General features: G+C 67.6%; 26 protein-coding genes. 12 read left to right on the forward strand and 14 right to left on the reverse strand.

What is annotated here, in order from left to right; all coding sequences use genetic code 11:
* Nucleotides 1-14: 14 nt before the first annotated feature.
* The 4 genes from EL337_RS09340 to EL337_RS09355 all read right to left on the reverse strand — a co-directional run bounded on the left by EL337_RS09340 (nt 15) and on the right by EL337_RS09355 (nt 5,719).
* Nucleotides 15-218, reverse strand: coding sequence for a YbdD/YjiX family protein (locus EL337_RS09340; protein ID WP_083443046.1), 204 nt, complete (start codon nt 216-218; stop codon nt 15-17).
* On the reverse strand, nt 152-2,458 hold the full coding sequence (locus EL337_RS09345) for a carbon starvation CstA family protein (RefSeq protein ID WP_048631937.1): 2,307 nt from the start codon (nt 2,456-2,458) through the stop codon (nt 152-154). Before EL337_RS09345 ends, EL337_RS09340 begins: the two co-directional genes overlap by 67 nt.
* A gap of 117 nt (nt 2,459-2,575) precedes the next feature.
* Nucleotides 2,576-4,150: an ATP-dependent DNA ligase gene (locus EL337_RS09350; RefSeq protein WP_048631936.1), complete on the reverse strand. Its 1,575-nt coding sequence runs from the start codon at nt 4,148-4,150 to the stop codon at nt 2,576-2,578.
* A 48-nt stretch (nt 4,151-4,198) separates the two neighbouring features.
* The gene (locus EL337_RS09355) at nt 4,199-5,719 is read right to left on the reverse strand and encodes a molybdopterin-dependent oxidoreductase (protein WP_048631935.1); all 1,521 of its coding nucleotides are present in this window, start codon (nt 5,717-5,719) and stop codon (nt 4,199-4,201) included.
* A 129-nt stretch (nt 5,720-5,848) separates the two neighbouring features.
* Between EL337_RS09355 and EL337_RS09360 the strand changes: the two genes are divergently transcribed.
* From EL337_RS09360 to EL337_RS09370, 3 genes are all read left to right on the forward strand, one after another.
* A complete protein-coding gene (locus tag EL337_RS09360) occupies nt 5,849-6,616 on the forward strand; it encodes an SDR family NAD(P)-dependent oxidoreductase (protein WP_048631934.1) in 768 nt (255 codons plus the stop codon).
* A 73-nt stretch (nt 6,617-6,689) separates the two neighbouring features.
* Nucleotides 6,690-8,426 (forward strand): ubiquinone-dependent pyruvate dehydrogenase, encoded by a 1,737-nt coding sequence (gene poxB, locus EL337_RS09365; protein ID WP_048632134.1) that lies wholly within the window; start codon nt 6,690-6,692, stop codon nt 8,424-8,426.
* A gap of 63 nt (nt 8,427-8,489) precedes the next feature.
* Complete coding sequence (locus EL337_RS09370; protein ID WP_048631933.1) at nt 8,490-9,542, forward strand: phosphotransferase family protein; 1,053 nt, start codon at nt 8,490-8,492, stop codon at nt 9,540-9,542.
* Here the strand turns inward: EL337_RS09370 and EL337_RS09375 are convergent, their stop codons facing one another.
* Complete coding sequence (locus tag EL337_RS09375) at nt 9,543-10,286, reverse strand: sulfite exporter TauE/SafE family protein (protein ID WP_048632133.1); 744 nt, start codon at nt 10,284-10,286, stop codon at nt 9,543-9,545. It abuts the gene before it with no gap.
* A 223-nt stretch (nt 10,287-10,509) separates the two neighbouring features.
* Here EL337_RS09375 and EL337_RS09380 point away from each other — a divergent pair, with 223 nt between their 5' ends.
* On the forward strand, nt 10,510-11,010 hold the full coding sequence (locus tag EL337_RS09380; RefSeq protein ID WP_197724214.1) for a 2-isopropylmalate synthase: 501 nt from the start codon (nt 10,510-10,512) through the stop codon (nt 11,008-11,010).
* Here EL337_RS09380 and EL337_RS09385 read toward each other — a convergent pair.
* Nucleotides 11,007-11,402, reverse strand: a complete 396-nt coding sequence (locus EL337_RS09385; RefSeq protein WP_048631932.1) for a DUF4267 domain-containing protein — start codon at nt 11,400-11,402, stop codon at nt 11,007-11,009. The two genes, EL337_RS09380 and EL337_RS09385, sit on opposite strands and share 4 nt — an antisense overlap.
* A 5-nt stretch (nt 11,403-11,407) precedes the next feature.
* Nucleotides 11,408-12,889 carry a cytochrome P450 gene (locus EL337_RS09390; RefSeq protein ID WP_048631931.1) on the reverse strand — a complete coding sequence of 494 codons (1,482 nt, stop codon included), beginning with the start codon at nt 12,887-12,889 and terminating at the stop codon, nt 11,408-11,410.
* A gap of 127 nt (nt 12,890-13,016) precedes the next feature.
* Here EL337_RS09390 and EL337_RS09395 point away from each other — a divergent pair, with 127 nt between their 5' ends.
* Both EL337_RS09395 and EL337_RS09400 read left to right on the forward strand, forming a co-directional pair.
* A complete protein-coding gene (locus tag EL337_RS09395; protein ID WP_048631930.1) occupies nt 13,017-13,661 on the forward strand; it encodes a TetR/AcrR family transcriptional regulator in 645 nt (214 codons plus the stop codon).
* Between the two features lie 78 nt (nt 13,662-13,739).
* Nucleotides 13,740-14,645 (forward strand): SDR family oxidoreductase, encoded by a 906-nt coding sequence (locus tag EL337_RS09400; RefSeq protein WP_048631929.1) that lies wholly within the window; start codon nt 13,740-13,742, stop codon nt 14,643-14,645.
* 3 nt (nt 14,646-14,648) lie between these two features.
* Here the strand turns inward: EL337_RS09400 and EL337_RS09405 are convergent, their stop codons facing one another.
* From EL337_RS09405 to EL337_RS09415, 3 genes are read right to left on the reverse strand one after another with little or no spacing between them, the layout of a single operon-like run.
* Nucleotides 14,649-15,815: an AAA family ATPase gene (locus tag EL337_RS09405; RefSeq protein ID WP_048631928.1), complete on the reverse strand. Its 1,167-nt coding sequence runs from the start codon at nt 15,813-15,815 to the stop codon at nt 14,649-14,651.
* 11 nt (nt 15,816-15,826) lie between these two features.
* Complete coding sequence (locus EL337_RS09410; RefSeq protein WP_048632131.1) at nt 15,827-16,924, reverse strand: DNA polymerase IV; 1,098 nt, start codon at nt 16,922-16,924, stop codon at nt 15,827-15,829.
* Nucleotides 16,921-17,538 (reverse strand): TetR/AcrR family transcriptional regulator, encoded by a 618-nt coding sequence (locus EL337_RS09415; RefSeq protein WP_109860080.1) that lies wholly within the window; start codon nt 17,536-17,538, stop codon nt 16,921-16,923. The genes EL337_RS09410 and EL337_RS09415 overlap by 4 nt, the downstream gene beginning before the upstream one ends.
* A gap of 89 nt (nt 17,539-17,627) precedes the next feature.
* On the opposite strand from EL337_RS09415, the gene EL337_RS09420 reads away from it, so the two are divergent.
* From EL337_RS09420 to EL337_RS09440, 5 genes are all read left to right on the forward strand, one after another.
* Nucleotides 17,628-18,179, forward strand: a complete 552-nt coding sequence (locus tag EL337_RS09420) for an NADPH-dependent FMN reductase (RefSeq protein WP_048631927.1) — start codon at nt 17,628-17,630, stop codon at nt 18,177-18,179.
* Nucleotides 18,180-18,577: 398 nt separating this feature from the next.
* Nucleotides 18,578-18,820, forward strand: a complete 243-nt coding sequence (locus tag EL337_RS09425) for a redoxin NrdH (protein WP_048631926.1) — start codon at nt 18,578-18,580, stop codon at nt 18,818-18,820.
* 51 nt (nt 18,821-18,871) lie between these two features.
* Entirely contained in the window at nt 18,872-19,327 is a 456-nt protein-coding gene (nrdI, locus tag EL337_RS09430; protein ID WP_048631925.1) for a class Ib ribonucleoside-diphosphate reductase assembly flavoprotein NrdI, read from the forward strand.
* Complete coding sequence (gene nrdE, locus EL337_RS09435; protein ID WP_048631924.1) at nt 19,294-21,462, forward strand: class 1b ribonucleoside-diphosphate reductase subunit alpha; 2,169 nt, start codon at nt 19,294-19,296, stop codon at nt 21,460-21,462. Before nrdI ends, nrdE begins: the two co-directional genes overlap by 34 nt.
* 135 nt (nt 21,463-21,597) lie before the next feature.
* A complete protein-coding gene (locus tag EL337_RS09440) occupies nt 21,598-22,005 on the forward strand; it encodes a VOC family protein (protein ID WP_048631923.1) in 408 nt (135 codons plus the stop codon).
* A gap of 9 nt (nt 22,006-22,014) precedes the next feature.
* On the opposite strand, the gene EL337_RS09445 is transcribed toward EL337_RS09440, so the two are convergent.
* Nucleotides 22,015-22,401 carry a DUF5997 family protein gene (locus EL337_RS09445; protein WP_048631922.1) on the reverse strand — a complete coding sequence of 129 codons (387 nt, stop codon included), beginning with the start codon at nt 22,399-22,401 and terminating at the stop codon, nt 22,015-22,017.
* Nucleotides 22,402-22,429: 28 nt separating this feature from the next.
* On the opposite strand from EL337_RS09445, the gene EL337_RS09450 reads away from it, so the two are divergent.
* The gene (locus EL337_RS09450; RefSeq protein WP_048631921.1) at nt 22,430-23,152 is read left to right on the forward strand and encodes a LysR family substrate-binding domain-containing protein; all 723 of its coding nucleotides are present in this window, start codon (nt 22,430-22,432) and stop codon (nt 23,150-23,152) included.
* Between the two features lie 4 nt (nt 23,153-23,156).
* Here EL337_RS09450 and EL337_RS09455 read toward each other — a convergent pair whose 3' ends face one another.
* From EL337_RS09455 to EL337_RS09465, 3 genes are read right to left on the reverse strand one after another with little or no spacing between them, the layout of a single operon-like run.
* Nucleotides 23,157-23,573, reverse strand: a complete 417-nt coding sequence (locus EL337_RS09455) for a VOC family protein (RefSeq protein ID WP_048632129.1) — start codon at nt 23,571-23,573, stop codon at nt 23,157-23,159.
* A gap of 29 nt (nt 23,574-23,602) precedes the next feature.
* Nucleotides 23,603-24,184, reverse strand: coding sequence for a hypothetical protein (locus tag EL337_RS09460; RefSeq protein ID WP_048632128.1), 582 nt, complete (start codon nt 24,182-24,184; stop codon nt 23,603-23,605).
* 23 nt (nt 24,185-24,207) lie between these two features.
* Entirely contained in the window at nt 24,208-25,005 is a 798-nt protein-coding gene (locus tag EL337_RS09465) for an SDR family NAD(P)-dependent oxidoreductase (RefSeq protein ID WP_048631920.1), read from the reverse strand.
* Between the last annotated feature and the right edge of the window lie 106 nt (nt 25,006-25,111).

A 25,111-nucleotide genomic window follows, 5' to 3' on the forward strand; every position in this document is an offset into this window, starting at 1 on the left:
TTAGCCTGCCGGGATCAGCAGCAGCGCGCTCCAGGATTGGCATCCGCGGCCGCGTGACGGTGCCGCCAATACTCCCGCTCGGACATCGGTGCGGCGTCCCGGTGACGTCGTGCGTGATGCTCCAGGTAGCGCTGGTAGTGGTTGTCGCCCATCAATGACTGGCAGTACCAGACGATCTGGTCGAGGGTCCGGCGTGCGCCTTGGGTCGTGCGTCCCATTGTTTCTGCACCTCCTTCTCCGCCTTCGTCATCATCAGGCTCGACGGCGCGAACATGCGCGAGGGCACCGGGGCGTCCTCGGACAGCGGCGCGCCGTTACCGCGAATCGCCTTCAGCGCCATGATCACACCCGCGGCGAAGACGATGATCACGAGTACGGCGAAGATGATCGACAGCGTGCCCTGGATGAACGTGTTGCGGATGACGGCGTCGAGCGCACCGGCGTCCTTCGCGGCACCGAAGCTGGTCTGACCGGCGTCCTTGGCGTTGCGGTACTGGAAGTGCTGAGTCCAGTAACCGACCTTCGGGTCGCCGGAGAAGATCTTCTGCCACGACGCCGTCATGGTGACCACCAGGTCCCAGGCCAGCGGGATGCCGGGTATCCACGCCCATTTCAGCAGTCCGCGTTTGATGATCACCACGGTCACCACCGTGAGTGCGATGGCGGCGAGCAACTGGTTTGCGATACCGAACAGCGGGAAGAGGGTGTTGATGCCGCCCAGCGGGTCGGTGACACCCATCAACAGGATGGAGCCCCACGCCGCGACGACGATGATGCTGCAGATCCATGCGCCGACCCGCCAGCTCGGATCGCGCAGCTTGGCGAACGGGCCGCCGAGGTTTCCCAGCCCGTCGGAGAGCATGAACCGTGCCACCCGAGTCCCGGCGTCCACGGTGGTGAGGATGAACAACGCCTCGAACATGATCGCGAAGTGGTACCAGAACGCTTTGAGGCTCGCGCCGCCGAATACCTGGTGCAACACCTCGGACATGCCGAAGGCGAGTGTCGGCGCACCGCCGGTGCGGGACACGATCGATTCCTCGCCGACACTGCGGGCGGCGTCGTCGATCTCCTGAGCGGTGATCGGCGCGCCGGACAGACCGAGGCCGTTGACATAGTCGGCCGCGGATGCCGCCGTCGTGCCCGTCGATGCGGCGGGCGCGTTCATCGTGAAGTACAGATGCTGGTTGAGTATCGCAGCGGTGATGAGCGCCATGATCGCGACGAACGACTCGGTGAGCATGCCGCCGTAGCCGATCAGCCGCATCTGGCTTTCTTTTTCCAGCAGCTTCGGGGTGGTTCCCGAGGCGATCAAGGAGTGAAAGCCCGAGAGAGCGCCGCACGCGATGGTGATGAACAGGAACGGGAACAGCGAACCCGCGAACACCGGCCCGGTGCCGCTGGTGGCGAATGTGGAGATCGCCGGCGCCTCCATGACGGGCCTGGCCAGCAGGATGCCCACAGCCAGCAGCGCGATGGTGCCGACTTTCATGAACGTCGACAGGTAGTCCCGCGGGGCCAGCAGCAGCCACACCGGCAGCACCGAGGCGGCCAGCCCGTAGAGGATGATGCACCACGAGAGCGCCACCTTCGACAGCGTGAACCAGTCTGCGCCCCAAGAGGTGTCGGCGACCCAGCCGCCCGAGACGACCGCCAGCAGCAACAGGATGACGCCGATCAGCGAGACCTCCGACACTCGCCCAGGTCGCAGGTAGCGCAGGTACAGGCCCATGAAGATGGCGATCGGAATCGTCATCGCGATCGAGAACACGCCCCACGGGCTTTCCGCGAGCGCGCCGACCACGACCAGTGCCAGCACCGCGAGCAGGATGACCATGATGACCAGCACGCCGACGATCGCCGCGACTCCGCCGACGACCCCCAGCTCATCCCGGGCCATCTGTCCCAGTGACCGGCCCCGACGGCGGACCGAGATCGACAGCACCAGGTAGTCCTGCACGCACCCGGCCACCACGGCGCCGACGATGATCCAGATCGCGCCGGGCAGATAGCCCATCTGGGTGGCCAGCACCGGCCCGACAAGCGGTCCCGCGCCCGCGATCGCGGCGAAGTGGTGGCCGTAGAGCACCCGCCGGTCGGTGGGCATGTAGTCGGTGCCGTTCTCGAAAACCTCTGCCGGGGTGGCGTTGTCGTCGCGGGGACGCACCACCTTCATCTCGATGAGGCGAGCGTAGAACCGGTACCCGATCACGTAGGTGCAGACCGCGGCGATGACGAACCACACCGCGTTGACGGTTTCCCCGCGGAAGAACGCGATCATCGCCCAGGCGACGGCGCCGAGGACGGCCACCACCGCGAAGATGATCTTGTGCTTGGTGGTGATCGGCGATCTGTCGATGATCGCCACCGGCGGTTGGTCTTTGTCCGTGCGGATATAGGTGATGTCGCCGTCGGTCTCTTCGATGCGTTCTGACGACGGGGCGGTGGGTGTGGCCATGATGTCTGCCCGGCCTCTTCTCATTCGGCTCGACTGTTTCTTGTGTCCCGGATCACAGGCGTTCCCCGATCCTTGCATCGGACAAACCGGGGATGTGGGAGAACCCCCGTATCGCGCTCAGTCGGCGCGTTCGTATAGTGCCCGCACTGTGGCGATGGTGTCCGCCTCGGCCGCACTCTTGTCGTCGCGGTAGCGAACCACCCGCGCGAACCGCAGCGCCATCCCACCCGGATAGCGCGTCGAGGTCTGCAATCCGTCGAACGCGATCTCGACCACCTGCTCCGGCCGGACCGTGACGACGTACCCGTCGGTCTTCCCGTCGTCTGATGTCGTGGCCGGGGCCGCTCCGTCCGCGAGCTCGAGGAACCGCTCCGTCTGCCACGCCAGCATCTCGTCGGTCATTCCCTTGAACGTCTTGCCGAGCATGACGAACCCGCCGGTGTCGGGATCGCGGGCGCCGAGGTGGATGTTGGACAACTTGCCGGTGCGCCGACCCGAACCCCACTCCACGGCGAGCACCACGAGGTCGAGGGTGTGCACGGGTTTGACCTTCAGCCAGCCCGCGCCGCGGCGCCCCGCCTCGTACGGCGCGGTTGGCGACTTGGCCATCACACCCTCGTGGCCCGCGGCCAGCGTCGTGTCCAGGAATGCCTGCGCGGCGGCGGCATCGGAGCTCACGAGGCGGTCCACCCGCTGGGCCTGCGGCACGATCGCGTCGAGGCTGGCGATGCGCTCGGCGGCCGGCAGGTCGAGCAGGTCGACACCGTCGACGTGGAGCAGATCGAAGAAGAACACCGAGAGCTTCTGGGTGTCGGCGCCCGGTTCGCCGCCGCGACGGCCGAAGCGGGACGCGGTGATCTGGAAGCGGTGCGGACGTCCGTCCGGTCTCAATGCGATCGCCTCGGCATCGGCGATCAGATCGGTGACGGGGAGCGCCAGCGTCGCCTCGACCACCTCCGGCAGACGTGCCGTGACGTCGTCGAGGCTGCGCGTGTAGATCGACACCACGTCCCCTGCCCGGTGGATTTGAACCCGCGCGCCGTCGAGCTTCGCCTCGAACATGACGGGGCCGCCCAGGCGGTCGAGGGCGTCGGCGACGCCGGCCGCCGTCTGGGCGAGCATCGGCCCCACCGGCTTGCCGACCCGCAACGTGAACTGCTGCAGCGACTCTGCGCCACCGCTGAGCACCGCGGCGGCCACCGCAGGCAGATCACCGCCGAGCATCGCGGCGCGCCGCACCGCCGCGGCGGGGACGTCGGCGGCCTTGGCGACGGCGTCGGCCATCACCCCGACCAACGCGCCCTGTCGTAGTTCGCCGGTGAGCAGCCGTCGCAGAAACGTCTGCTCGACGTCGGTGGCTGCGGCGAACAGTGTCGCGAGCAGATGGGCGCGACGCGCCTGCGAACCCTTACCCGACGTGCTTCCGATCTCGCTGAACCGGAGGTCGACCTCGGCGACGGTGAGGGACGGCTCCGCAGCCGCAGGGGGAGCGGACCGCAGCGACGCCCAACCGACACCGATCTGCCGTTGCGGCAGTTCACCGGAGAGCCAGGACACCACGATGCCGGGAAGCCGCGGGTCGTCGAGGGTGCCGGCGGTCCGGAGCAGGTCGGCGATGCGGGCGATCTTGGCCAGCCTGGCCGACGATGCCGCGACATCGGCCGAAGTCTGGGCAACGTCTACGAGCAGCACGTCACCACCCTGACATCCGGCACCGACACCACCGATGCCGACGGGTCACTACCGGACGGCGAACGTGATGGAGTGCCATCCCGTGGCGCCGTCGGGCACCGGGTCGGCACGATCGGGGGTCTGCGTGTAGCCGGTGTTGTCGGTGGCGCGGACGGTGATCTTGTGGAACCCGGTGTCGGTGGCCTCCCAGGGGAAACTCCACAGCCGCCAGGTGTCGCCGGAGTACGCGTCGCCCAACTCGGCCTGCTGCCATTCGCCGTCGTCGATCTGCACCTCGACAGCGCGCACGCCGCGGTCCTGCGCCCAGGCCACACCGCCGAAGGTCACGGGACCCAGGGCGACGTCCTGGCCGCTGCGCGGGACGTCGATGCGCGACTCGGTCTTGATCGGTCCGCGCACGCCCCAGCCCAGCCGCGTCCAGTACGCCTCGGCGCGGTCGAACCGGGTCAGCTCCAGTGCGGTCACCCATTTGGTGGCCGACACATAGCCGTACAGGCCAGGCACCACGAGCCGTGCCGGATACCCGTGTTCGACCGGCAACGGTTGACCGTTCATGCCGATCGCGAGCATTGCGCCGTCATCTGTGAGTGCCTCCACCGGCGTGCCCGCGGTCCAGCCGTCCACCGACATCGACAACACCATGTCCGCATCCGGTTGGACACCGGCCTCGGCGAGCAGGTCACTCACGCGGTAGCCGGTCCACACGGCATTCGAGATGAGCTCGCCGCCAACGGGGTTGGAGACACACGTCAACGTGACCACCCTCTCGACCACCTCGAAGCGCTCCAGGTCCTCGAACCGGTAGGTGACCTCACGGTCGACCATGCCGTGGATGCGCAACTGCCAGTCGGTCCGGCTGACCTGTGGGACGGTCAGTGCCGTGTCGATGCGGTAGAAGTCGGCGTTGTCGGTGACGAAGGGCGGCAGCTCAACCCCGGCGGGCTGCACCGATGCAGGGATCGGCGGTGCCGCCTGCTTCGCCCGTGGCAACGCGAACGCCTGACGGTCACCCGACACCGACGAGGTCAACCGGGTGACCACCACACCGACGACGCCGCTGGCCACGCCGGCGCCGAGCAGGCCGAGGGTCACCAGCGAAAGGCGCCTGCCCGTGTCCGTGTCCGAAGAATCGTCCTCGGTGTCGCGGAAGCGGTCGGACACCAGCAGGCGTAGCACCGCGACACCGCAGACGGCCCCCACGATCGTGGGAATCAGGTCGACGGCCGTCGCACCGGCCCGGGACAGCACCGCCGCGCACCCCACCCCGCCTGCGATCACGATCGCCGTGCTGCCGATCGGCCTCCGCTTGGTCTCGGCCATGCCTGCCACCGCGGCGATCACCGCGATCGCCAGCAGCACCGCCACCGTCAGGAACAACTTGTCGGCGGTGCCGAACGTGTCGATGGCCCATTCCTTGACGGGGCCCGGCGTCAGCGCGATGGCAGCGGAGCCGACGGCGGTCCGCACGTCGGCCTCCGGGCCGAACGCGGCTGCGACCAGTTGTGCGACGCCGACAGCGACGGCCGCCGCGGCGACGCCGCCCATGGCCTTGGCTCCCAGCGTGGTCATACGGCCAACGCTACCGTCGCGCACAGCCCGAAACCCTTACCGAAAGATGTCATCCGCTAGGTTGCTTGTGGGCTTTACAGATTGACCGTTACTTGGAAAGTTCCGTGACACGGCGTGAAAGGTAGGCACATGGAGATCGAGGGCAAGAAGGCCATCATCGTGGGTGGTGCATCGGGCTTCGGGCGGGCCACCGCCGAAGCTCTGGCCAAGCGCGGTGCCAGCGTGGCGGTACTGGACCGTCCGCAGTCCAAGGGCGGCGAGGTCGCCGACCAGATCGGCGGCACATTCCACGAAGTCGACATCACCGACTTCGATGGCACCGAGGCTGTGCTGAACGCGGCCGTCGACGGCCTCGGGGGACTGCACATCGCGGTGACGACCGCCGGCGGCGGCATCGCCGAGCGCACCATCAAGAAGGACGGCCCCCACAGCCTCGACTCGTTCCGCAAGAGCATCGACCTCAACCTGATCGGCACGTTCAACATCAGCCGGCTCGCCGCGTGGCACATGTCGAAGAACGAACCAGTCGACGACGAGGCCGAAGAGCGCGGCGTCATCATCAACACCGCGTCGATCGCGGCGTTCGAAGGCCAGATCGGGCAGCTGGCCTACACCGCGTCGAAGGCCGCCATCGCCGGCATGTGCCTCACGATGGCCCGGGATCTCGGCAGCTTGGGTATCCGGGCGCTCGCGATCGCGCCGAGCCTGTTCGCAACCGGCCTCACCGAAGGCATCCCGGACGAATTCGCCTCGGTACTGACCAAAGACGCGGCGTTCCCGAAGCGGCTCGGCAAGCCTGAGGAGTACGCCAAGCTCGCGGTCGCGATCGTCGAGAACCCGATGCTCAACGGGCAGTGCGTGCGCCTGGACGCCGGGCAGCGATTCGCCCCCAAGTAAACCCGTGATTTCGGTGTAGTTGGTCACGCTGGGCGCGACCAACTACACCGAAATCGCCAGTAGGGTGGGCGAGATGGCCACCGTCGCTGATCACGTCATCGAGACCCTTCGCACGAGTGGGATCCGGCGGGTCTACGGCCTGCCCGGGGACAGCCTCAACGGATTCACCGACGCACTGCGCCGTGACGGCGCTCTGACGTGGGAGCACGTCCGCCACGAGGAGACAGCGGCGTTCGCCGCGGCGGCCGACGCGGCGCTGACGGGGCAGCTGGCGGTGTGCGCAGGCAGCTGCGGACCCGGCAACCTCCATCTGATCAACGGCCTGTTCGACGCGAACCGCAGCCGGGTCCCGGTGCTGGCGATCGCCGCACACATCCCGCGCAGCGAGATCGGCTCCGAATACTTCCAGGAGACCCATCCGCAGGAACTCTTCCGCGAGTGCAGCGTGTACTGCGAAATGGTCAGTACCGCCGAGATGTTGCCCCGCATCCTCCACATGGCAATGCGGACGGCGGTCGAGGAGCGCGGCGTCGCGGTGGTTGTCGTTCCGGGCGAGATCTTCTCGGCGAAGGCGGACGGGACAGGGTGGCAGACCCGGCCTGTCGTCGCCGCACGGTCGGTGGTGCGCCCCGACGATGCGTCGCTGCGCGAGGCCGCCGCGCTGCTCAACGAGGCCAGCGCCGTCACGATCCTCGGCGGGGCCGGCGTCGAAGGCGCCCACGACGCCCTCGTCCAGCTCGCCGCGACCCTGAACTCCCCGGTGGTACATGCGCTGCGCGGCAAGGAGTTCATCGAATACGACAACCCCTACGACGTCGGCATGACCGGGCTGCTCGGATTCGCTTCCGGCTACAAGGCCATCAAGGAAGCCGACACACTGCTGATGCTCGGTACCGATTTCCCCTATCAGCAGTTCTATCCCGCGCACGCAAAGGTCATCCAGGTCGATATCCGCGGCAGGCATCTGGGCCGCCGCACGCCCGTCGACCTCGGGCTCGTCGGCACGGTCGCCGACACCCTGGCCGCCCTGCAGCCGATGCTGCGGCAGAAAACCGACAGCGCCCATCTCGACCGCGCCCTCAAGCATTACCGCAAGACCCGCAAGACGCTCGACGACCTCGCCGTCAACGACCGTGACAAGACCCCGATCCGGCCGGAATACGTTGCGGGACTTGTCGATAAGTTGGCCTCCGACGATGCCGTGTTCACCGCCGACGTGGGGTCGCCCGTGGTGTGGGCGGCCCGCTACCTGAGGATGAACGGCAGGCGCAGGCTCATCGGATCGTTCAACCACGGCACCATGGCCAACGCGCTGCCGCACGCCATCGGCGCGCAAACCGCATTCCCGCAGCGGCAGGTGGTCGCGCTGGCCGGCGACGGTGGACTGACCATGTTGTTCGGCGAGCTGATCACTCTGATCCAGAATCGGCTGCCGGTCAAGGTCGTGGTCTTCAACAACTCGTCGCTGAATTTCGTCGAGCTCGAGATGAAGGCCGCGGGAATCGTCAACTTCGGCACCGACCTGACCAACCCCGACTTCGCCGCCGTCGCACGGGCGATGGGCGTTTTCGGTAGGCGCGTCGAACGGCCCGACGAACTGGAATCGGCACTGGCCGACGCGTTCGCCACCGACGGGCCGGCCGTGATCGACGTCGTCACCGCCCGGCAGGAACTCTCGATTCCGCCGACGATCACCGCCGAACAGGCCAAGGGCTTCTCGCTGTATGCGATCAGAACCATCCTCGCGGGACGTGGCGACGAGCTGCTCGATCTCGTCAGCACCAACGTGGCCCGGCGCATCCTGGACTGAGAGCGCGGGCACGGCACCGGCGAATCCGCGACCGGCGTGCGTCTGACCTGACACGATGGCGGCATGCCCGTCGACGTGACGCTGACCGAGACCGACATCGAGGCGCTGCAGAATTGGCTGCGCCGGACCGGAATCGGATCGGCGGTCGCCGGCGTCGAACCCCTGACCGGCGGCTCGCAGAACATCGTCGTGCGCCTGAGCGTGGATGGTCGTCCGATGGTGCTGCGTCGTCCGCCGCCCCATCCGCGGCCCACGAGCGACAACACGATGCGGCGTGAGATCGCGGTGCTGCACACGCTCAAGGGCACGGACGTGCCGCACCCCGAGTTGATCGCGGGGTGCGAGGATCTCGACGTCCTCGGGGTGGTGTTCTACCTGATGGAGGCCGTCGACGGGTTCAACCCGGGCACCGATACCGACGAGCACTACGTGCGTGACGCCGCGATGCGCCACCAGGTGGGTCTGTCGTATGCGGCCAGCCTGGCGCGGCTGGGGCGGGTGGCCTGGGAGGGTAGCCCGCTGGCCGCGATCAAACGGCCGGGATCCTTTCTGGCGCGCCAGGTTCCGCAATTCATGCGGTTGCTCGAAAGCTACCGGCATGAGCATTACGCACCCGAGTCCTTTCCGTCGGTACACGTGCTCGCCGACTGGCTGGAGGCGCAGCGCCCTGCCGACACCGAGCCCGGCATCATGCACGGCGACTGCCATCTCAACAACGTGCTGCTCCGGCGGGACGCCCCCGAGCTGGCCGCGTTCATCGACTGGGAGATGTGTACGGTCGGCGACCCGCTGCTCGACCTCGGGTGGATGTTGGTCTGCTGGCCGGACGGCCCCAATCCCATCGATGCCGGCTCCGCGCTGGCCGCGCTCGGCGGCCTCGCGTCGCGCGCCGAGCTGATCGAGGCCTACCTGGCCGCCGACGGCCGACGCACGTCGCGGCTGGACTGGTACGTCGCGATGGCCTGCTTCAAGCTGGCGATCGTCATCGAGGGCACCTGGTCGCGATACCTGGCCGGGCAGGCCAGCGCGGAGGCCGGGGAGCGGCTGCACGCCTCGGCGGAGAATCTGATCGAGCTGGGCACCCGGGTGTCTCGGGGCGACAACCCGTTCGTGTGATCAGCGGTAGGCGTCGACGCCGAGCTTGACCGCCAGCGCGAGTCCCGCGACACCGATCGCGATCCTGATCGGCTTGTCCGGCCCATGCCTAACGACGAGCGGACCGAGGCGGCCACCGAGTAGACAGCCGACGCCCAGTGCCGCCACTGCGGGCCATTGCACCGGCGCCACCACGGCGAAGATCAGCGCCGCGATACCGTTCGCCGCGCCGAGGACGACATTCTTGCTGGCGTTGGCGCGGGGGAGCTTCGCGCCGCCGATGCGCAGAAACAGGGCCAGCAGCAGCACACCGGCCGCGGCACCGAAATAGCCGCCGTAGATGCACACGGCGAACACCGCGGCGCCCTGCAGCACCATCGTGGCCACGTGCCGGTGGTGCGTGGCCACCCGCGCCGACTGCGTCGGCCGCACCGGGATCAGGATCGTCACCGCGGCGAACGCGAGCAGAACCGGCACCAGTTTCTCGAAGCCCTCCGCGGGGGTCGACAGCAGCAGCGCGGCACCGGTCACGCCGCCCACGGCCGCGAACGGCAGGATGCGGGTGAGCAGTTCGCGCTGGCCCGCCAGCTCGGGCCGCGATCCCCACACGGAACCGACGCTGGAGAACACCAGCGCGACGGTGTTGGTCACGTTGGCGGTCACCGGGGGCAATCCGGCCAACAGCAGGGCCGGATAGGTCGCCACCGACGCCAGGCCCGCGATGCTTCCGGTCAGTCCGCCGAGGACGCCGGCGCCGAACAGCAGCACCGCGTACGACCAGGACACCGCAACATTGTGCCCGCTGTCGACGGGGCGCCCGACCAGGGCGATATCTGTTTGCGCGAAGCGTTGCGGGAGGTCTAGCATCGCTGACGTGCCGAGGCGACTCGTAGTAGCAACCCGCAGCGGGGTCTGATCCTGACCGACCCCTCGCTGTGGGTCGTCGCTACTCCGTCGGTCGCTTCCTGTCAGATCAGAAGGCCGGCACATGACCTCTCGATTCGCCACTGGACACCTCGCGTCGCCGTTGAGCTTCGCGGCACACGTGGACGGTCCCATACCGCGCGACCTGCGTGAGGAGGCCGACATGACGCCCTTCGACGATTTCTTCGACCAGTACGGGCCCGCGAACGGCCCTGTCCGGCTTGGCCAGTGGTCCTGCACCGATGCCGAGCGCCCGTCCGGACGGCTGGGTCCACAGGCGCGCAACTACCAGGCCACCCTGGCCGTCGGCGACCGGATCGGCACCTCACGTGCCGCGGCGTGCGGACCGGTGGCAGCGTTGACGGAAATGCTCTACGAGCGTGGGTTCGCCATCGAGATGACGGCATTCCACCAGATTCCCGCAGGCCACCACACCGCGACGTTCATCCGCGGCAGCGACGGTGGCCGCAACGAGTGGGCGATGGGGTGGTCGCAGGATCCGACGGAGTCGGCGCTGCGCGCAGTCATCGCCTGCGCGAACCGGCTCAGCGCCACCGGCGCCTAGAGGGTCCCGGGCGGCGGGGGCGGCTTCGTCAACGCCCACGCACCGAACGCCACCGCCGCGGCGGGGACGCCCATCATCGCGGCGGCGCTGACACGGCGAACATCGTTGCGGCCCAGCGCACCTGCCGCGCCGTCGGCGACGTCGCAGGCCAGCCCGACACCGGCCCAGGTGCGGCGGCGCGGCCCGGTCGAGGTGACCGTGCCCAGCCCGATGAGCACATCCCGCACGCCGAACAGCCGCCACAGGTACCGAGCCTGACCCTCGGGGGCAGGAAAACCGAACAGCGTCGCGGCGGTGTCCGGCCTGGTCCAGGCGAGCGCGCCGATGCCGATGCGCATGGCCGCCAGGGACACCAGGCCGACGTTGGCGGTACGTGCGGGGGAGTGCGGCACGGGCGTCAGCGCAGTGGCCGCAGCATGATCGGCATGCCGTCGATCGGTACCGCCATGCCGCCGTGGTCGTAGTGCGGCGTGTAGTTCGGCTCGATGAGCTCCAGCCGGTACTTGCGCAGCAGCCGGTGCATGACGGTCTTGATCTCCAACTGCCCGAACACCATGCCGATGCACTTGTGGGCGCCGCCACCGAACGGCGCGAACGCGTAGCGGTGCCTCTTGTGCTCGTTGCGCGGTTCGGCGAACCGCGCAGGGTCGAACTTCTCGGGATCGGTCCACAGCTCCGGCAGCCGGTGGTTCAGCGCCGGCCACGTCATGATGGCGGTGCCCTTCGGGATGAAGTAGCCCAGCAGGTCGGTGTCGCGCACGGCCTCACGGAAGTTGAACGGCAGCGGGGTGACCATCCGCAGCGCCTCGTTGATCACCAGGTCGTAGGTCTCCAGCTTGTCCAGCGCCTCGATGTCGAGCGGGCCGTCGCCGATCCGCTCGGACTCCTCGCGGCAGCGTTCCTGCCATTCCGGATTGGCCGCCAGGTGGTAGGCCATGGTGGTCAGCGTCGACGTCGACGTGTCATGCGCGGCCATCATCAGGAAGATCATGTGGCTGACGACGTCTTCGTCGGTGAAGCTCTGCCCGTCCTCGTCCTGGGCGTGGCACAGCACGCTGAACATGTCGGTGCTCTCCGAGCGGCGCTTCTCCGCGATCCCGGCGTTGAAGTAGTCCTCGAGCGTCTTGCGGGCCTTGATGCCCCGCCACCAGCTCAGCGGCGGTACCGGCTTGCGCACGATCGCGTTGCCCGCCCGCGTGGTCGTGGTGAACGCTTCGTTGACCGTCGTCACCAATTCCTTGTCGGTACCGGCCTTGTGGCCCATGAACACGACCGAGGCGATGTCGAGCGTCAGTTCCTTGACCGCGGGATGGAACAGGAAGCGTCGATCGTTGGCCACCCAGTCGTTGGCGATCACCGCGGAGGCCACCGAGTCGATGTGCTCGACATAGCCGGTCAGGCGGGTGCGGGTGAACGCCTCCTGCATGATCCGGCGGTGGTACATGTGGTCCTCGAAGTCGCGCAGCATCAACCCGCCCTCGAAGAACGGACCGATCACCGGGTCCCACGCGCGCTGCGAGAAGTCCTTGTTGCGGTTGGAGAACACCGCCTGGGTGGCGTCGGGGCCGAGCGCGCCGACGGCAGGCAGGACCTGGGAGCCGGAGTAGTACACGGGCCCGTACTTGCGGTACTGGTGCAGGATGAACTCGGGACCGCCGCGGAACATCTCGATCATGTGAGCCAGGATCGGCAGACCGTTGTCTCCCTTGACCGCCTTGAGGCCGCTACCGGCCGGCGGTTCGGCCAGCACGATCTCGTCCCACTGGCGATCGAGCAGGCGCTTCTCGATGGCGCCCATTCCGGGGATCGTGACCGGAGTCGGCTTCAGGCGCCGTTTCGCCTGATCGATCCAATAATCGGTGGCTGAAATCGCCGGCATCTGAGCACTCCTGAAGTCACGAGCTGTGGTCGATGTCACTCAGGACCCATCCTGATGGAGGGACTTGACGGCTGTCAAGTTTGCGCAGGTTTGTCTCCGACGTGTCGCGGTGCCAAGGTTTACAGCCATGACGGCAGAACCGGGCCCCACCGACCTGCGCCGCAGCAGAGGCGACCGGCAGCGGGATGCGATCATCGCCGCAGTACGCGAACTCCTGCAGGAACGGTCGTTCGCCGATCTGTCCGTCAGCACCATCAGCGAGCGCGCCGGCGTGGCCCGCTCGGGGTTCTACTTCTACTTCGACTCCAAGTACGCGGTGCTGGCCGTCATCGTCGCCGAAGCCATGGCCGAGCTCGACAAGCTCACCCACGACTACGCGCCGCGCGAGCGGGGCGAGACGCCGGCCGAATTCGCCAAGCGGATGGTCGGCTACGCCGCGATCGTCTACTCGTCACACGACCCGATCATGGGCGCGTGCAACCTGGCCCGGAACACCGACGCGCAGATCCGGGAGATCATGGACGACTTCCAGGACACGGTGATCGACAAGATCGTCGGGCTGGTCACCCAGGATTCGGGTGCGCGACCGGTGTCGGACGACCTGCCCGCCTTGGTGCGCATCCTGACGGCGACGACAGCGATGACGCTGTCCCACGACAGCGCGTTCGTAGGCCGCGGACACGACCCCGGCGGTGCGGTGGAAATCGTCGAACGACTCTGGCTGAGCGCCCTGTGGGGTGGCGGCGATGACGCCGGGATGAATCCGGACTAGGCGCGGCGGGCGCTTCGGTGCCCTCTACGCGCCTCGGCTCGCCGGGCCGCCGCCTGCACGCCGGTAGTGTCACGTGTCATGGCGCAGCGGAACGGATCTGAGGACGGCTCGGCCCCCCGCTCGGGCTACCGGTCCGGATTTACCGGAACCCGGTGCTTCCTCACCGGCGCCGCCAGCGGTATCGGGCGCGCGACAGCGTTGAAGCTGGCCGCCCAGGGTGCCGAGCTGTATCTGACCGACCGGGACGCCGACGGACTCGCGAAGACGGTTGCCGACGTCGCGGCGCTGGGCGGCACCGTCGCCGAGCATCGGGCGCTCGACATCTCCGACCACGACGCGGTCGCCGCGTTCGCCGCCGACATCCACGCGGCACATCCGGCCATGGATGTGGTGATGAACATCGCCGGGATCTCCGCGTGGGGCACCGTGGACAAGCTCACCCACCATGACTGGAAGTCGCTGATCGACATCAATCTGATGGGGCCGATCCACGTCATCGAAAACTTCGTGCCGCCGATGATCAGCGCGCGGCGCGGCGGACATCTAGTCAATGTGTCCTCGGCGGCCGGCATCGTGGCGCTGCCGTGGCATGCGGCCTACAGCGCGAGCAAATACGGCCTGCGGGGGCTTTCGGAAGTGCTCCGGTTCGACCTCGCCCGCCACCGGATCGGGGTGTCGGTGGTGGTGCCGGGCGCGGTGCGCACGCCGCTGGTCGACACGGTGCACATCGCCGGCGTCGACCGCGACGATCCCAACGTGCGCAAGTGGACGGGCCGGTTCTCCGGCCATGCGGTGTCTCCGGAGCTCGCCGCGGACAAGATCCTGCAGGGCGTCAGGCGGAACCGGTACCTGGTGTACACCTCGCACGACATCCGCGCGCTGTATCTGTTCAAGCGCACGATGTGGGTGCCCTACAGCGTGGCGATGAAGCAGGTGAACGTGCTGTTCACCCGGGCTCTGCGGCCGAAACCCAAGCGGCGTTGAGGTTTACCGGGTACCCCAGTCCCACGGGGGAGTGGTCAGTAGTTCCTGGCCTGCGACCTTGGTCTCGCCCCAGTCCTTGTAGAGCTCGATCTCCCAGGCGTCGCTGTCCGCACCGATGGGCTGCGCGCCGAGGCATTCCCGCAGCGTCGGTGAGTGCGTCACCACGATCACCTGGGTGCGGTGCGCAGCGTCGGCGATCAGCTGTGCGAGTGGGCGCACCAGATCGGGGTGCAGCGAGGTCTCCGGCTCGTTGAGCACCATCAGCGAGGGGGGTTGCGGACTCAGCAGTGCGGCTGCCCAGAGCAGGAATCGCAATGTCCCGTCCGAGATCTCAGCGCTGCGCAGCGGCCGGAGCATGCCTCGCTGCTGCAGGTGGAGGTCGAAGAGCCCGTCGGTGACCGACACCGACACCGTCGCCCCGTCGAATGCGTCTGCCACCGCGCGCGCAAGATCGTCGGTGCCGGTTTCCAGGATGGTCTGCACAGCGGCGGCCACGTCGGCGCCGTCGTCGGCGAGCACCGGAGTTCTGGTGCCCACCTGCGGCAGCCGCGCCGGCGCGTGCCCGTCGGCGCGGAAGCCATCGTAGAACCGCCAGTCCCGCAGCCGTTCCCGCACCATCACGAGCTCGGGTACCGCACCCGCCCAGTCCGCCAGCACGCTGCGGTGCGCCGGCAGGTTGCGGGCCAGTTGGTCGAAGCCGCGACCGGTGTCGGCCGCGACCTCGACCATTCCCCGCACCCGGCGGACCATCGTGGTGGCCGGGCGAGCCACCCGGCCCGCGAAGACCAGTTCGCGTTTGAGTTCGGGGTCGCGCGCGAACGCGGTCTCTTTGGCCTGGGGGAGGCCGAGGTCCACCAGGTAGCCGAAATCATCTGATGCGTAACCGAGTTCGATGGATACCGAGCGAGTGCGCGGCCCGCCCTGCGCGGTGCCGGTGCGACGCGCGCCGCCGAGGTGCTCGGGGCCCGCCCACATCGCCGACGCGACGCCGCCCTCGCGGGCGAAGGACCCGATCACCTCGCCGCGGCCACAGTCGGCGAGCAGTCGCAGCGCCCGGTACAGGGATGACTTGCCGCTGCCGTTGGCGCCGGTGACGACGGTGAGCCTGCGCAGCGGCAGCACGAGGTCACGCAGTGAGCGGTAACCGCGGATCGCGACGGTCTCGAGCATGACCGGAGACGCTAGCCGCCGGTGCCGACAGCGCCGGCCGGCACGTCGGGGCTGGGCGTGTCCATCGTCAGCTCGAGGCGGACCCCCAGCAGCCGGACGGGGCGATCCACGTCGAACCGGCCGAGCAGATCCAGCGCCGTGTCGACGACGGGGCCTGGGTCGGTGGTCGGTGCTGCCAGTGTGCGGATCTTGGTGCGGGTGTAGAACGTGCTGGTGCGGAGCGTCACCGCGACACGGGCGACGACGCGCTGCTGCGCTGACACCTCGGCCAACGTCCGCGTCGCGAGATCGACCACTGCCGACTCCATCTCGGCACGGTCGGTCAGGTCCTCGGGGAAGGTGACCACATGGCTGCGCGACCGGGGGATCCACGGTTGCGCACTGACCACCGAGTCGCCACCGCCTTTGGCGAGTAACAGGATCCACAGTCCCGTCGTCGGGCCGAAGGTGGACGTCAGCAGCGCCGAGTCGGTGGCCGCCAGATCGGCGACGGTCGTGATGCCCATGGCGGCAAGCTTTTTCGCGGTCTTGGGGCCCACGCCCCACAGTGCGTCGACGGGGCGGTCGCCCATCGTGAGCATCCAGTTGTCATCGGTGAGCGCGTGGATGCCCGCCGGTTTGCCGAAACCGGTGGCGACCTTGGCTCGTTGCTTGTTGTCGCTGATCCCGACCGAGCACGACAGGCCGGTTTCGGCGGCGACCACGTGCTGGATGCGGCGGGCGAGCTCGTACGGGTCGTCGACGCGCGCCCCGAGGTAGGCCTCGTCCCAGCCCCATACCTCCACCGGGTGCCCGAGATCGCGGAGCAGGCCCATCACGCGTTCGGAAGCGGCGTCGTAGGCCTGCGGGTCCGAGGGCAGGAACGTGGCGTCGGGGCACCGTCGTGCCGCGGCGCGCAACGGCATCCCGGCGCGCACCCCGAATTCCCTGGCCTCATAGGACGCGCAGGTCACGACCTTGCGCGGTTCGGCCGGATCCCCGCTGCCCCCGACGATGACCGGCAGGCCCACGAGTTCGGGATGACGCTGGAGCTCGACCGAGGCGAGGAACTGGTCCATGTCGACATGCAGGATCCACTCATCCCCGGCCGGCGCCGCGGACGCGGTCATGATCCGCAGAGCTTGCGCGCCACCGTCTCCCACGCGTTGCCCAGATCTGTCAGGGTCAGGTTGCGCTCGGTGAGTTGGTGATGGATGTAGTCGGCGTCGAGCAGCGCCGTCAGCGCCGTCGCCTGCGCATCGAGATCCCCTGTCGTGCCGGCAGTTTCGAGCAACAGTCGAACATGGCTGTGATGCAGCATCATCGGGGCGTTGAAGCGCATCTGCGGGTCGCGGCCGACGTCGGAGAGCAGGGCGTGATGAGAGTCGACGAATTTCAACCGCTCCCAGCCGTAGGCGATGAGGCGCTCCAGCGGTGGTGCACCCGGGCCCAAGGGGGGCGGCCCGAACAGGAACGCCTGCTGCTGGGTCTTCTCGTCCTCGTCGAGCAGGACGATCATGAGCCCGGCGCGGCTGCCGAACCTGCGGAACAGCGTGCCCTTGCCGACTCCGGCGGCTGCGGCGATGTCGTCGGTGGTGACGGCCTCCGCGCCGCGCTCGTCGACCAGCCGGCGTGCCGCATCGAGCAGCAGGGCACGGTTACGCGCCGCGTCGCCACGCTCCTGTGGTCCGTCGACGCTCACCGGCAGTACCGGCAGCTCGTTGCGGTCCTCGGCGACGCTCACCTGGCAACTTTAGCTCAGCCGGAATACAACGGACTGCGGTCCGGTTGCGTGGTGGAAGGATCGGGGCCAAGCCAATCAGAAGGAGCACGATGTCGGACACCGTCAACAACACGATTCTGGTTCTCGTCGGCAGCCTGCGCGCAGCGTCGGTGAATCGTCAGCTGGCCGAGGTCGCTGTCGAGACAGCACCCGCCGGCGTCACCCTGGAGGTGTTCGACCGGCTGGCGGAGCTGCCGTTCTACAACGAGGAGATCGACACCGACGACGCTCCCGAACCCGTGGTCGCGCTGCGCGAGGCGGCTGCCCGCGCGGGAGCGGCGCTGGTGGTGACCCCCGAGTACAACGGCAGCATCCCCGCGGTGCTCAAGAACGCCATCGACTGGTTGTCGCGGCCGTACGGCAACGGTGCGCTCAAGGGCAAGCCGTTCGCGGTCGTCGGTGCGGCGCTGGGCCAGTACGGGGGCGTCTGGGCGCACGACGAGACACGGAAGTCGTTCGGCATCGCCGGACCCCGCGTCGTCGAGGGTCTGGATCTGTCCATTCCGACGAAGGAGCTGGACGGCAAGCATCCGCGCGAGCACGGCGAGACCGTGGAACGGCTGCGCGACATCGTCGGCAAGCTGGCCGCCGAGATCGAGTGACCCGTCGGGCGCGGCGGGGGGCGGGAAGGCCGGCGGTCCGAGGGACTTGTCGGTGGCTTCTGATAGACCGGACACAGGCGGTCGCGACGACGTCGCTGTGACCTGTGACACGCCGAATGCGGCGCGACACACCGCAGTCACCAGGCAAAATTCCAAACGTGTGATTACGACCATCTTGTGTGTGCTCTACTAGCGGAGCACAACATCTAGTGCCTAGGGTGGTGAGCGGCGAGGGAAGCGATTCGCTCTCGGCGGGGAGTCCAGAGGAAGTTCTGGCCTCAGCTCGGCGTTGAGTACAGAAGAGCTCACGTCGTCCGGTCAACTGTTCGTCAGATGGGGTGTGGAGTGACAAACGAATCACCGGTCGTCGAAGAAAATTTCGCTGAGGGAGCCCGCAAATGACTGTCACCGTGTACACCAAGCCCGCCTGCGTCCAGTGCAATGCCACCTACAAGGCTCTCGACAAGCAGGGCATCGCCTACGACGTCGTCGACATCTCCGTCGACACCGAGGCTCGCGACTACGTGATGGCGCTGGGTTACCTGCAGGCCCCCGTCGTGGTGGCGGGCAACGACCACTGGTCGGGCTTCCGCCCCGACCGGATCAAGTCCCTCGCCGGCGTCGCCGCCGTCACGGCGTGACGGTATCGGCCTGAGCGGGCGGTCGGCGGACACTCACAGGAGAGGACAGGCATGAGCAATCTCGTCTACTTCTCCAGCGTGTCCGAGAACACCCACCGCTTCGTGCAGAAGCTGGGGATGCCTGCCGACCGTGTCACCCGAATCCCGCTGCACGGCCGCATCGAGGTCGACGAACCGTATGTCCTGGTTCTGCCGACCTACGGTGGCGGCAAGGCCACTCCGGACATCAGCAACGGGGGCTACGTCCCCAAGCAGGTCATCGCGTTTCTCAACAATGAGCACAACCGGTCGTTGATCCGCGGCGTCATCGCCGCGGGCAACAACAACTTCGGTGAAGAGTTCGCCTACGCAGGCAATGTGGTCTCCCGCAAGTGTGGCGTGCCGTATCTCTACCGCTTCGAACTGATGGGGACCCCGGACGACGTCATCGCCGTCCAGGAGGGCCTGAAAGACTTCTGGAAGGAACAACCGACGTGGCACCAACCGTCACAGCTGCAGAGCCTGTAACCACCGGCGCACACGCGCTTCCGGGGGAAATGGATTACCACGCGCTGAACGCGATGCTGAACCTGTACGACGCCGACGGCAAGATCCAGTTCGACAAGGACCGCGAAGCCGCCAACCAGTACTTCCTTCAGCATGTCAACCAGAACACGGTGTTCTTCCACAACCAGGACGAGAAGCTCGACTACCTGGTTCAGAAGAACTACTACGAGCGCGAGGTGCTCGACCAGTACTCGCGCAATTTCGTCAAGTCGCTGCTGGATCGCGCGTACGCCAAGAAGTTCCGGTTCCCGACGTTCCTCGGCGCATTTAAGTACTACACGTCGTACACGCTGAAGACCTTCGACGGAAAGCGCTACCTGGAGCGCTTCGAGGACCGGGTCGTGATGGTGGCGCTGACGCTGGCCTCCGGTGACACGGTGCTGGCCGAGAAGCTCGTCGACGAGATCATCGACGGCCGCTTCCAGCCGGCCACCCCGACGTTCCTGAACTCGGGCAAGAAGCAGCGCGGTGAGCCGGTGTCGTGCTTCCTGCTGCGCATCGAGGACAACATGGAGTCCATCGGGCGCTCCATCAACTCGGCGCTGCAGCTGTCCAAGCGCGGCGGCGGAGTGGCGTTGCTGCTGTCCAACATTCGCGAGCACGGCGCGCCGATCAAGAACATCGAGAACCAGAGCTCCGGCGTCATCCCGATCATGAAGCTGCTTGAGGACTCGTTCTCCTACGCCAACCAGCTCGGCGCCCGCCAGGGTGCGGGTGCGGTGTACCTGCAGGCCCACCATCCCGACATCTATCGCTTCCTGGACACCAAGCGCGAGAACGCCGACGAGAAGATCCGCATCAAGACGCTCTCGCTGGGTGTCGTGATCCCGGACATCACGTTCGAGCTCGCGAAGAAGAACGAGGACATGTACCTGTTCTCGCCGTACGACGTCGAGCGCGTCTACGGGGTGCCGTTCGCCGACATCTCGATCACCGAGAAGTACTACGAGATGGTCGACGACGCCCGGATCCGTAAGACCAAGATCAAGGCGCGCGAGTTCTTCCAGACGCTGGCCGAGCTGCAGTTCGAGTCGGGCTACCCGTACATCATGTACGAGGACACGGTGAACCGGTCCAACCCGATCGAGGGCAAGATCACCCACAGCAACCTGTGCTCGGAGATCCTGCAGGTGTCCACGCCGTCGCTGTTCAACGAGGACCTGACCTACGCCAAGGTGGGCAAGGACATCTCGTGCAACCTCGGTTCGCTCAACATCGCCAAGGCGATGGACTCGCCGGACTTCGCGCAGACCATCGAGGTGTCGATCCGCGCGCTCACCGCGGTCAGCGACCAGACCCATATCTGGTCCGTGCCGTCGATCGAGCAGGGCAACAACGACTCTCACGCCATCGGCCTCGGGCAGATGAACCTGCACGGGTACCTGGCCCGCGAACGCATCCTCTACGGCTCCGACGAGGGCGTCGACTTCACCAACATGTACTTCTACACCGTGCTGTATCACGCCTTGCGGGCGAGCAACCGCATCGCGATCGAACGGGGTAAGGCATTCGGCGGGTTCGAGCGCTCGAAGTACAAGTCGGGGGAGTTCTTCGACAAGTACACCGATCAGGTGTGGGAGCCGGCGACCGCGCGGGTGCGCGAGCTGTTCGCCGACGCGGGCATTCGCATTCCCACGCAGGACGATTGGTTGCGGCTCAAGGAGTCGGTGCAGACGCACGGCATCTACAACCAGAACCTGCAGGCCGTGCCGCCGACGGGGTCGATCTCCTACATCAACCACTCGACCAGCTCCATCCACCCGGTCGCCAGCAAGATCGAGATCCGCAAGGAAGGCAAGATCGGACGGGTCTACTACCCGGCGCCGTACCTGACCAACGACAACCTGGAGTACTACCAGGACGCGTACGAGATCGGCTACGAGAAGATCATCGACACCTACGCCGCGGCCACCCAGCATGTGGACCAGGGTCTGTCGCTGACGCTGTTCTTCAAGGACACCGCCACCACGCGCGACGTGAACAAGGCGCAGATCTACGCCTGGCGCAAAGGCATCAAGACGCTGTACTACATCCGCCTGCGCCAGATGGCGTTGGAGGGCACGGAAGTCGAGGGTTGCGTCAGCTGCATGCTGTGAGCTGAGGCGAGTCGCAGGCCAGGGGCACCGCCCCCTGGCCTGCTCCCGTTTGATGCGATGAATTCTCGGGGGGCGGCTGGTCTGTCTACCTGACGGCGGCCGACAGAGCTTGCCGCGGACCACGGGAGAAACCCGATGCACAGCACGATCTTCGTGAACCTTCCCGTCGCCGACGTCGAGCGATCACGAAAGTTCTTCGCCGACCTCGGATACACGTTCAACGAAGACTTCAGCAGCGACAGCGCGGCGACGGTGGTGCTGGGTGAGCACCTGTTCGCGATGCTGATCCAGCGCGACTCATTCGACGCGCTGCACCCGATTGCGACCGCTGATGCCTTCGCTGTCAAGGAGTGCGTCGTCTGCCTGACCGTCGACAGTCGAGCCGAGGTGGACGCGCTGGTGGACCGCGCGCTCACCGCGGGCGGCACGGTAGGGGATACCGAAGATCACGACTTCATGTACGGCCGCAGCTACAACGACCCGGATGGCCACTCCTGGCAGATCTTCTGGATGGCCCCGGCAGGCCCCGAGGGCAGCGACTAGGAGCGGCGGTCAGCTCTCGCGAGACTGCTCCGCGCGCAACGCCTTCAGGCGTCGCTCCTCGCGCAGGACGGCCTGGTAGCTCTCCCGTTCCGCGACCAGCCACTCCGGCTTCTCGTCGAGCAGCGCGTCGATCTGCTCGGTGGTGAGCGCGTTGTCGACGTCGTTGCGTGCCAGAGCCGCGATCGAGATGCCCAGCTTGGCCGCCACCAGATTCTTCGGGTGCGGCCCGTTCTTGCGAAGGTCCTTCAGCCACTGCGGCGGGTCCGCCTGCAGCGCCTCGAGCTCGGCGCGGGTGATCGCGTTCTCCTGGAACTCCGACGGCGTGGCGGGCAGGTAGACGTCCAGCTTCTTGGCCGCCGTGGCGGGTTTCATGGACTGCGAGTTCGGCCTGCTCATGGCATGAGCTTATCGGTAGCCTGAGGCGGTGGCTCCGTCCTCGCTGCCCTCGCTGACCGTCGGGTACGTCCCCGGGGTGACACCCGCGAAGTGGGCCCGGACCTGGGCGGAGCGTCATCCCGAGGTACCGCTGGTGTTACGCGCCGTCGCCGCCGCGGACGCGGCCTCCGCGGTGCGGGCCGGCACCGTCGAGGCGGCATTGCTGCGGTTGCCCGCCGACACGACCGGACTGGCGGTCATCCCGGTGTACGAGGAGACCACGGTGGCGGTGGTGCCGATCGATCACCTCCTCACTGCCGTCGACGAGATCAGCGCCGCGGACCTCGACGGCGAGCCGGTGGTGCTCCCACTCGACCGCGTCGTCGACTGGGCCGGCGCGCCCGGTACCCCGCTCGATCACCGACCCGAAAGCACCCAGGACGCAATAGAACTCGTCGCCGCCGGGATCGGTGCGCTCGTCGTTCCGCAATCGCTGGCCAGGCTGTACCGCCGTAAAGACCTCACCTACCGCCCGATCGTCGACGCACCCACCTGCCCCGTCGCGCTCGCCGTCCCCGAGGGGCCGCAGTCGGCACCGATCGAAGAGTTCATCGGAATCGTGCGGGGCCGACAACCCGGGTCGTCACGGGGTAAGACCGAGCCCGTACCGAAACGCACCGCGCGGGAGAAGACCCTGGCGAAACAGGCGGCCCGCGCCGCTGCAGGCAAGGTCGCCCGCACGCCGGGACCGGCCAAGCGCGGCCGCCGCTGACGGGCTAGATCGTCAGCGTGCCGTCGTCGTTGATGGTCCACTCCGGGTTCAGGGCGACCTCCCACACGTGGCCGTCGGGGTCGGCGAAGTAACCGGAATAGCCGCCCCAGAACACTCTTTCGGCTGGCTTGAGGATGGTCGCGCCTGCCGCCTCGGCCTGGGCCAGCACCACGTCGACGTCGGCCTCGGTGCGCTGGTTGATCGCGATGGTGATGCCGCTGAAGCGCCCGTCCACCGGGTGGTGAGCGTCCTCGGCCAGGTCCGCGCGGCCGAACAGCGCCAGCGCGATGCCCGGCAGTTGGTAGAACACCACGCCTTCCGGTGCGGCCTTCGGCGTCCACCCGAGCCCGTCTTCGTAGAAGCGGCGGGCGCGGGAGAGGTCGTCGACGCCGAGCGTGATCAGGCTGATGCGCTGCTCCATGGTCACCAGTCTCCCTTCTGCCCGATCATTCAGTCGACGGACCCTCGCGACACCAGCCCCGACCAGAACTCGACGGTGGGAACGGCGGGCCGATCCCGGGGTCCGTCGGGTCCGACCCCGATGTCGATGTAGTCGGCCAGGTCGGTGCCACAGACGACCACGGCGGTCTGCACCACCGAGAGCACGGGATGCCCGAACGATCCGCGACCGCCGGGCAGGTAATGGTGCGAGTGGACGGGGACCAACGCCGGCACCCGCGCCAACCGGTATCTGGCGGTGCGCAACGCGTCTTTCATGCGGGCCGGGCGCGTGCCCCAGCTGTCATCCCAGAAGTCGCTCCACTCGACGGCGAACAGGACACCCTCGACGGGCAGCTGCAACCGTTTGGCCAGGCTTCGACGGCCCTCGCTGCGCCAGTTCGGCCACTGCGCTCCGACGGGAACACCGATCGCGAGGAAGGCGCGGTGGTCGTCGGCGAACGCGAAACCGAACTCCGCCTCCACGCGCGCGAACTCGTCGTCCGACAGACCTGGCTCGACCGTCACCGCCGCCACCTCGGTCACACGGGCGGCAGCCGTGGCTCCGAGTGATGCCGCATCGGCGTCGATCATCACCACAGGCTAGGGGTTGGTGGTCACTCCGGTCCCGTGGCACCGGCGATCGAGTTGCCGCCGTCGATCGCCAACGTGGTGCCGGTGACGTACGAGGCGCCGGGCGTGGCGAAGAAGGCGATGCCGGCCGCCACCTCGGCCGCGGATGCCGACCGCCCGATCGGAGTGGCGTTGCCCGCGGCGACCTCGGACGGGAGCTGCGCCGCGGTGGCTATCCAGCCCGGGATCACGACGTTGGCCGTCACCCCGTTCTTGGCGTAGTCGACCGCCACCGAACGGGTCATCCCGAGCATCGCCGCCTTGGCGGTGTGATAGCCGACATCGCCGGTGTAGGCGGTGAGGATCCCCGCGGTCGACGCCACGTTGATGATGCGTCCGTATCCGCGCTCGACCATCCCGGGGAGCGCGGCCCGGGTGACGAAGAAGGCGCTGTCGACGTTGCGTCGCAACGCCAGCGCCCACTCTTCGTCGGTCATCACCATGAGCGAGTTCGGGCGCTCGGGGATGTTGACCGACGCCAGACCGGCATTGTTGACGAGGATGTCGAGCTTGCCGAACTCCGCGATGGTTGCGGCGACAAGGTCGCCGGCCGCGTCGGGGTCCATCAGGTCGGCGACGAATGAATGCGCCACGATCCCTTCGGCCCGGAGCTCGGCCGCCCGCTCGGCCGCGCGGTCGGTGGTTCCGGTGACCATCACCGCCGCGTTGAACTGGCCGAGGAGGCGGGCAGAGGCAAACCCGATTCCGAGGTCACTGCTCGATCCGGTGACCAACGCCACCTGCCCGGTCAAGTCGTACGCGCTGGGCACCGTAGTGGGCATGATGTTGCATCCCTTCTTATTTCGGCACGCTCTCATGGTGATGGCGGGCCGTGCGTAGAGGACACTAGAGCGCCGAAGCCGTCGTTTCCAGGTCGTGCGACCAAAA

It is taken from the genome of Mycolicibacterium aurum (assembly GCF_900637195.1).
Classification (GTDB): domain Bacteria; phylum Actinomycetota; class Actinomycetes; order Mycobacteriales; family Mycobacteriaceae; genus Mycobacterium; species Mycobacterium aurum.